The sequence below is a fragment of the Collinsella aerofaciens genome, assembly GCF_040910325.1.
Taxonomy (GTDB): domain Bacteria; phylum Actinomycetota; class Coriobacteriia; order Coriobacteriales; family Coriobacteriaceae; genus Collinsella; species Collinsella aerofaciens_BL.
Genome location: NZ_JBDGAV010000043.1, coordinates 1 through 7,486 on the forward strand (window position 1 = coordinate 1; position 7,486 = coordinate 7,486).

At 57.5% G+C, this 7,486-nt stretch carries 6 protein-coding genes and 1 pseudogene; 3 read left to right on the forward strand and 4 right to left on the reverse strand.

Going from position 1 to position 7,486, the window contains the following annotated elements; all coding sequences use genetic code 11:
• A partial coding sequence (locus tag AB5Z25_RS10405) for a PTS transporter subunit EIIB (protein WP_368135529.1) occupies positions 1-401 on the reverse strand: 401 nt, incomplete at its 3' end.
• Between the two features lie 68 nt (positions 402-469).
• Positions 470-1,801, reverse strand: a complete 1,332-nt coding sequence (locus AB5Z25_RS10410; protein WP_368135531.1) for a 6-phospho-alpha-glucosidase — start codon at positions 1,799-1,801, stop codon at positions 470-472.
• Between the two features lie 207 nt (positions 1,802-2,008).
• Between AB5Z25_RS10410 and AB5Z25_RS10415 the strand changes: the two genes are divergently transcribed.
• The gene (locus AB5Z25_RS10415; protein ID WP_368135532.1) at positions 2,009-2,749 is read left to right on the forward strand and encodes a UTRA domain-containing protein; all 741 of its coding nucleotides are present in this window, start codon (positions 2,009-2,011) and stop codon (positions 2,747-2,749) included.
• Between the two features lie 180 nt (positions 2,750-2,929).
• Here AB5Z25_RS10415 and tnpA read toward each other — a convergent pair whose 3' ends face one another.
• Both tnpA and AB5Z25_RS10425 read right to left on the reverse strand, forming a co-directional pair.
• Positions 2,930-3,388, reverse strand: coding sequence for an IS200/IS605 family transposase (gene tnpA / locus AB5Z25_RS10420; protein WP_055287554.1), 459 nt, complete (start codon positions 3,386-3,388; stop codon positions 2,930-2,932).
• A gap of 215 nt (positions 3,389-3,603) precedes the next feature.
• Positions 3,604-5,691, reverse strand: a complete 2,088-nt coding sequence (locus AB5Z25_RS10425; protein ID WP_346982320.1) for a glutamine synthetase III family protein — start codon at positions 5,689-5,691, stop codon at positions 3,604-3,606.
• A 426-nt stretch (positions 5,692-6,117) separates the two neighbouring features.
• Here AB5Z25_RS10425 and AB5Z25_RS10430 point away from each other — a divergent pair, with 426 nt between their 5' ends.
• Positions 6,118-6,990 carry a methylenetetrahydrofolate reductase gene (locus AB5Z25_RS10430; RefSeq protein ID WP_346982319.1) on the forward strand — a complete coding sequence of 291 codons (873 nt, stop codon included), beginning with the start codon at positions 6,118-6,120 and terminating at the stop codon, positions 6,988-6,990.
• Positions 6,990-7,486: pseudogene (locus tag AB5Z25_RS10435) on the forward strand (hypothetical protein); the annotation flags it as partial. The gene AB5Z25_RS10430 and the pseudogene AB5Z25_RS10435, both read left to right, overlap by 1 nt.

The window sequence follows — 7,486 nt, forward strand, 5'->3', positions numbered from 1 at the left end:
CCCTTGATCATGCCCGCGGCACACAGCACCGCAAGAATCGGCTGGATTACGCCCGAAATAGTATCGATAAGGGCACTAACAACGTTTCCTTTCTTGACGGGCTCACCATCAAGATTAACCTCGCCCAGCCCCTCGACACCAGAAGCGGCAACCGCGGCATCGTAAACATCCTCAATCACATTGATGCCGACAACAACCTGATACTGGCCATTCGCGTTGATTACTTGAATGACGCCTTTATGAGATTCAATTGCCTTAGTATCGGCCTTCGCATCGTCTCGCAGCTTGAAACGTAGACGCGTCATGCAGTGCGAGATGCTCAGGATGTTTTCCTTACCGCCGACGAGGCCAACTACGTCCTCGCCAAGCTTGCGATTTGCAAGCTCTTTGCTTTCGCTCATGGTTTTCCTCCCATGCGACCTGTCCAAGGTCGGCCGCCCGCCATCATTCGCTAAATTGATTTCCGATACTAGTGAAGTTCTGGCCAGAACTCCTTATTCGCCTCAATGAGATCGTCAAGGATCTTCTTTGCAACGGAGGCAGAGGGGACCGTCTTCGAAAGCGTCAGCGCCTGCCAAAGCTCCTGATAGGAATGGTCGACCCAAGCAGACACTGCAAGCTTTTCGACCGAGACCTGTTCCTCCATAAGTCCTTTCTGGAATTGCGGAATCTCACCTTGGCAAATTTTCTCGTAGCCGTCGCTGCCGACAATGCAGGGGATCTCGACCATAGCCGTTGGGTCAAAATTGGACACAGCCCCGTCGTTGGGAACAATCAGCGAGAAACGTTCACGGGTGTTCTCTGCCAAAGCGCGAGCGAGATCGACAATGTACTCAGCGTGGGTATCTGGCTTAAGGCCGAAACCCTCAGACGTGCCCTTTTCGATAATCTGACGAGCGGTGCCAAAGACGCGTTTCTCGCGACCCTCACGGACCTCGTCGGTGCGGGTGTGGTTGGGGTCGGTGTGCTCAACCACATAGTCCTGGAAGAGATAGTACTTGAGGTAGGTGTTCGGGATGGTATTCGGATCGAGCGCGTAAACATCCTTAGCCTTACGGAACGTCTGGTCCCAAGACGCATCGACGAATTCAAGGCCGGAATCCTCGCCAGCATAACCGTTTTTAGCCATTTGGGCCTTGATAGTGGGCATAAGGTCATTGCCTGCACGGTCGTGAATCTTTGTCCACCAGCCAAAGTGGTTGAGGCCGTAGTAGCCGACGACGAGGTCGTTGTGGTCCTTGAGACCACACATCTGAGCCATGATATCCATCAGTGCTATTGGCATGTCGCAAATGTTGATGATCTTTGAATCCGGGCGAAGGCGGCGTGTCGCCTCGGCAACGATCGCCGCGGGGTTGGAGTAGTTGAGCATCCATGCGTTGGGACTGTATTTCTCCATGTAGTCAAGGATCTCGAGTACGCCGCCAATGGAGCGCAAGCCATAAGCAATGCCACCAGGACCACAGGTCTCTTGGCCAAGAACGCCATAGCGCAGGGGGATCTTCTCGTCCTTATCGCGCATAGCGTACTTGCCAACGCGAATCTGGGCAAGTACAAAGTCGATGCCTGTGAAGGCCTCCTCAGGGTCGGTCGTATAGCTGAAGGTTACCTCTGGAGCATTCTCCCTGATGTAGATGGCACATGCCTTGGCAATTGTCCCCTGACGCTCGGCATCGTTGTCATAGAGCGTAATCCTATTGATGGGGAACACATCACGCTTCGCGAGAAGTGTCAAAACAACGCCCGGCGTATAAGTGCTCCCGCCTCCCGCGATAGTAACCGCATAGCTCTGTTTTGCCATTGCAAATCCTCCTGTCTAGACATGTACTTGACGACTTGAATTATAGCCACATGATTTGTTATCTGTCTAGACATGTTAAGCACACGGGTGAACGGTTGATTTATGGCGGTAAGCGGTACTTTAAGCGTCTTCACTTCCTATAATTGGTAGAAACAGACTATCGCGCCGATTTGACGCATTCCGCACCACCTCTATAAGGAGAGCATTTTGGCAAGGATCCTGTACAGTGATATTTACCGCAGCCTTCGAGAGCGGATTGTCGAAGGCAAGCATCCCGTGGGATCGCTCCTTCCTTCCGAACAAAATCTGTCCAAAGAGTTCTCCTGTTCTCGAATGACGGTGCGCAAGGCCATCTCACTTCTCGCAAATGAAGGTCTAGTTCAGTCCATTAAAGGCAAGGGAGTCCTCGTAATCGAGACCTCACTTGCAGGCACCAGCAAAGAGGGCGCATTCACCGTAAGCGACCTTTCTTCGTTCAGCGAATCGGCACACGCGATCGGAGCAATTCCAACGTCAAAAATCGTCTATTTCGAGCACGTAAGCACCAATAAGTGTCTAGCTCAATTGACGGGATTTCCCGAAGGAGAAGACCTTACGCATTTGAAGCTCGTCCGCATGCTCGACGATAAACCTGTCGCTGTCGACCGCCACTACTTCCTAACTTCCTCCGTCCCCGGCCTAAACGAGCAGAATGCCACCCTGTCGCTCTTCCATTACATCGAGGATGAGCTAGGGCTCACCATTGCCGTGAGCAAACGAACGATAACACTCGCCCAGCCCGACACTGAGGACTGCCGGTTGCTTGACATCGATCCTTCTACGTATCTGGCGGTCGTAACCAGCCAGACATTCGACTCAACCGGAACTCAATTTGAGTATGTCGATGCGCGTTATATTCCGAGCATCTTCCATTTTCACGACACGGCAACGCGCACACCCCTACCCTAACAAACGACACGAACGGACGCCGCCCTAGTGAATTTGTTCAATCAGAACCACCCTTAAAAAGGGTGGTTTGCTCTTAGGGTATAACCCACGGGCCCCGGGCTCGCGTCTAAAGGCGCGGGCCCGGACTTCGTCCAGGCCTAGTGCATCTTGACCCGTGGCGCGCCGGTCGAACCGGCGGGATCACCCCCTCTTGAAGGGGTCCTCGTACTCCTTCACGCTCAGCTTGTCCAGCGCGATGTCGTGGGACTCCTGCTCCCTGATGTACTTGGCGATCGTCGCCTCGTTCAGGCCGACGGTGGACACGTAGTAGCCCTCCGCCCAGAACTTCCTGTTGCCGAACTTGTACTTGAGGTTGGCGTGCCTGTCGAATATCATCAGCGAGCTCTTCCCCTTCAGGTAGCCCATGACGCTCGCGACGCTGTACTTCGGCGGGATCGCCAGCAGCACGTGCACGTGGTCGGGCATCAGGTGCCCCTCGATTATCTCGATCCCCTTGTACTCGCACAGCTTCCTGAGGATCTCCCCTATGTCGCTCCTGATTTGGTTGTAGATCACTTTGCGCCTATACTTCGGCGTGAACACGATGTGGTACTTGCACATCCACTTCGTGTGGGAAAGGCTGTAGGCCTTCTGGGCCATGGCGACCACCCCTTCGACTCGAATTCTTGACGGCCTGAACAATCGTCAATATCGGTCGGAGGGGCGGCTTTGTAAAGCCGTTCGTCTCCACCCGCGTAGCGGGTGGTTTAAAGCTGGCCGCTGCGCGGCCAGCAGACTAAAGTCTTGAACAAAAAAGCCGGGGCCCGCGTAATGCGGACCCCGGCTTTCAACCGTGACGGTATGCTGTCCCAGTCCTACACGTAGAACAGGATGTCGTCGTAGGTCGGGACCGGCCAGTAGTCGGCGGCCACGATCTCCTCCATGGCATCCACGGCGGCACGCAGCGCATCCATAGCGGGAACGACCTCGTGCGCGTACACGTTGGCCTGCTCCTGGCCATCGAGGGCCTCAGCCTTCTGATGCACGGCGTCAAGCGCCTTGATGGAGTCGTTGATGGTGGTGATGCCGTTGCAGAGCTTGTTGAGCGTGTTCTGCTCGCACTGCATGGCGGCCTCAGCACCGGCAGCACGAATAGTCTCAAGGCCCTTAGCGACCTTGGTGGCATAGGCGGTAATGACCGGGCGATAGGTACGACGCGCCTCGCGAACCATCGTGGTGGCCTCGATGTTCATGAGCTTGTTGTACTTCTCGAGCTTGCAGTCGTAGCGGCACTGGGCCTCGGCCTTGGTCAGGACACCCGTCTCCTCAAAGAGCGCGATGGCCTTATCGGAAACAAAGGCGGGCAGGGCGTCGGCCGTGGTCTTGTTGTTGGCAAGGCCGCGCTTCTTGGCCTCGACGGGCCACTCATCGGAGTAGCCGTCACCGGAGAACAGGATGCGCTGGTGGTCGGTCAGGACCTTCTTGCAGTACTCGAGCGCGGCGTCCTGGAACTCATCCTCGGGCGTACCCTCAAGCGCGTCGGCGAAGGACTTGAGCGACTTGGCCACGGCGGCATCGAGCACCAGGTTGGAGTCGGAGACGTTCTGCTCGGAGCCGCAGGCACGGAACTCGAACTTGTTGCCGGTGAAGGCGAACGGGGAGGTGCGATTGCGGTCGGTGTTGTCCTGCATCAGCTTGGGCAGGGTATCGGCGCCCAGGTCGAGCACGCCGCGCGTGGCATGGACGGAAGCCTTGCCATCGATGATCTTCTCGACGACCTCGGTAAGCTGGTCGCCCAGGAAGATGGACATAATCGCCGGAGGGGCCTCGTTGGCGCCCAGACGATGGTCGTTGCCGGCCGAGGCAACGGAGGCACGCAGGAGCTCCTGATAGTTATCGACGGCCTCGATCACCGCGGTGAGGAAGACGATGAACTGCAGGTTGTCGAGCGGGGTGTCACCTGGATCGAGCAGATTCTCGGACTCGGTGCCGAGCGACCAGTTGTTGTGCTTGCCCGAACCGTTGATGCCCTCGAAGGGCTTCTCGTGCAGCAGGCAGACCAAGTCGTGGCGGGAGGCGATGAGCTTCATCTTCTCCATCATGACCAGGTTCTGGTCGATGGCCTCGTTGACCTCGCCGTAGACGGGGGCGAGCTCATGCTGGCAGGGTGCGACCTCGTTGTGCTTGGTCTTGGCGGGAATGCCAAGCGCCCACAGTTCATCGTCCAGGTCCTTCATATAGGCCGAGACGGTGGGGCGGATAGCGCCAAAGTAGTGCTCCTCGAGCTCCTGGCCCTTGCATGGAGCAGCACCAAAGAGGGTGCGGCCGGTAATGACCAGGTCCTTGCGCTTGCGGTAGGCGTCCTTCTTGATCAGGAAGTACTCCTGCTCGTCGCCCACGGAAGGAACGACCTTCTTGGGGGTCTTGCCAAACAGCGCCAAAACGCGCTTAGACTCACGCGAGAGCGCGGTCATGGAGCGCAGCAGCGGGGTCTTCTTGTCCAGGGCCTCGCCCGTGTAGGAGCAGAAAGCCGTGGGGATGCACAGGACGTCGTCCTTGATAAAGGCGGGGCTAGTGGGATCCCAAGCGGTGTAGCCACGGGCCTCGAAGGTGGCGCGCAGGCCGCCGTTGGGGAAGCTCGAGGCATCGGGCTCGCCCTGGATGAGGTTCTTGCCCGTAAACTTGGTAATGGCGGTGCCGTCGTGGTTGGGCTCCAGGAAGCTGTCGTGCTTCTCGGAAGTAATGCCCGAAAGCGGCTGGAACCAGTGCGCGTAGTGCGTCGCGCCCTTGGAGATGGCCCAGACCTTCATGGCATGGGCAACGGCGTTGGCCACATCCAGGTCGAGCGGCTCACCGCCCTCGAGGGTTGCAGCAAGGCGCTTCCAAATGTCCTTGGGGAGGTAGTCCTTCATGACTTCCTCAGAGAACACCATGGTCCCGAAGCGGTCAGTAAGATCGGCCATACGGAACTCCCTTCGTATCGGCACCGCGTGAGAAGCGGTGTTGATTACTAACGAACGAGTCATAGCTTAGACTCGCCGTGTTTCCGCGACATTACCGTTATGTTGCTGTCGCGAAACCAATCAATGAGGTTACCCTATCGAGGCGGCGTTGCCACCCTCAACAGCCAATCAACTGTATAAATAGCAGACCTCTCCCCATGGTTTAAGGGTAGTCAATTTGGGATGGAGCTCTATTAACTGGTATTTTGCATCAGATACCAGTCTTTATAGTCCGTGCCTAGATTAGCCGCTCTGTTATAGGAAATGCCGATAGCAAGGCATCTTTGATTGGTATCCCCGAATAACGAGTGAAACTCCACCGTGACACAGTGGTGCTGTAGAATCCTTACAACACATCACACTATTACGTATCTAGAGGAGCACGATATGCGCGTCGATGAGGTTTTTAAGCAGGCAGCATCCCAGGGCACCGCACCCGTTTCGTTTGAGATGTTCCCGCCCAAGGGCGAGCTGACCCTCGACACGGCTCGCGAAGTGGCAGGCAATCTGTGCAAGCTTTCGCCGAGCTTTGTCTCGGTCACCTGCTCGGCCGGCGGCTCGGGCAACGGTGCCGCCACCGCCCCCATCGCGCATATGATTACGAGCGAATTCGATACACCCTCGGTGGCACACCTTACCTGCGTGGGCCGCTCGCACGCCGATATCGCCGCCAAGATCGACGAGTATCGCACCGCCGGCGTGGAAAACATCCTGGCCCTGCGTGGCGATCTCCCTGCCGGCGCAACCGAGGACGACAAGCCCGCCTCCGACTACGCCTACGCCCGCGACCTCATCCCCGAGCTCGTCGACGCCGGCTTTTGCGTGGGCGCCGCAGCCTACCCCGAGGGCCACATTGCCTGTGAGGATCTCAACCTCTCGGTCGAACACCTCAAGCAAAAACAGGACGCCAGCGCGAGCTTCTTTGTGACACAGCTCTTCTTTGATAACGAGTGCTTCTACCGTTTTCGCGAGCTTGCCGACAAGGCCGGTATCACCGTGCCCATTACCGCGGGCATCATGCCGTTTATGGGCAAGTCGCAGATCAGCCGCATGGTCTTTATGTGCGGCGCGTCGCTGCCCTCCCCCGTCATCAAGATTCTCGCCAAGTACGAGAACGACCCCGAGAGCCTGCAGGCAGCCGGTGTAGATTATGCCGCCCGCCAGCTTTGCGACCTCAAGGAGCACGGCGCCGACGGCCTGCACCTGTACACTATGAACCGTCCTGCGATCGCCGCGACCATTATGGAGCGCCTGGGGTAATGGAAAAACCGCACATCGATACAACCGCTGTCGAAGTGCCGGCCGACCTTGCGTCGCCGGCGCTTTACCGTGTCGATGCTGCGCACCATCCCCGTGTCGACCGTGCCGAGATGCTGCGGTATCTGGGTTACGGCGGCCAGCAGATCGAGCCCGAACTGTCACGACGTATTGAGCTTGTGGTCGAGCGTCTGGAACTTGACATTGAGCCCCGTGGCGTGCGCCGCGTGTTTGCCGTCGATGCCACGGGCGTGGACGAACAAAGTGAGCCTTGCATTCGCTTGGTCGGCACCAACGTTGAGCTGCGAGGTCGCGATATCTATCGACATCTCAAAGACGCTCGCTTTGCCGCACTCATGGCTTGCACCCTCGGCATGGACGCCGAGCGTCGTCTGCGCACCACGGGAGCCCAGCAGCCCCTCGAGGGAGCCGTGCTCGACGCCGCGTGCTCCGCTTACGTGGAAGCCGCCGTTGAGCAAATGGACCAACATGTCAAGAC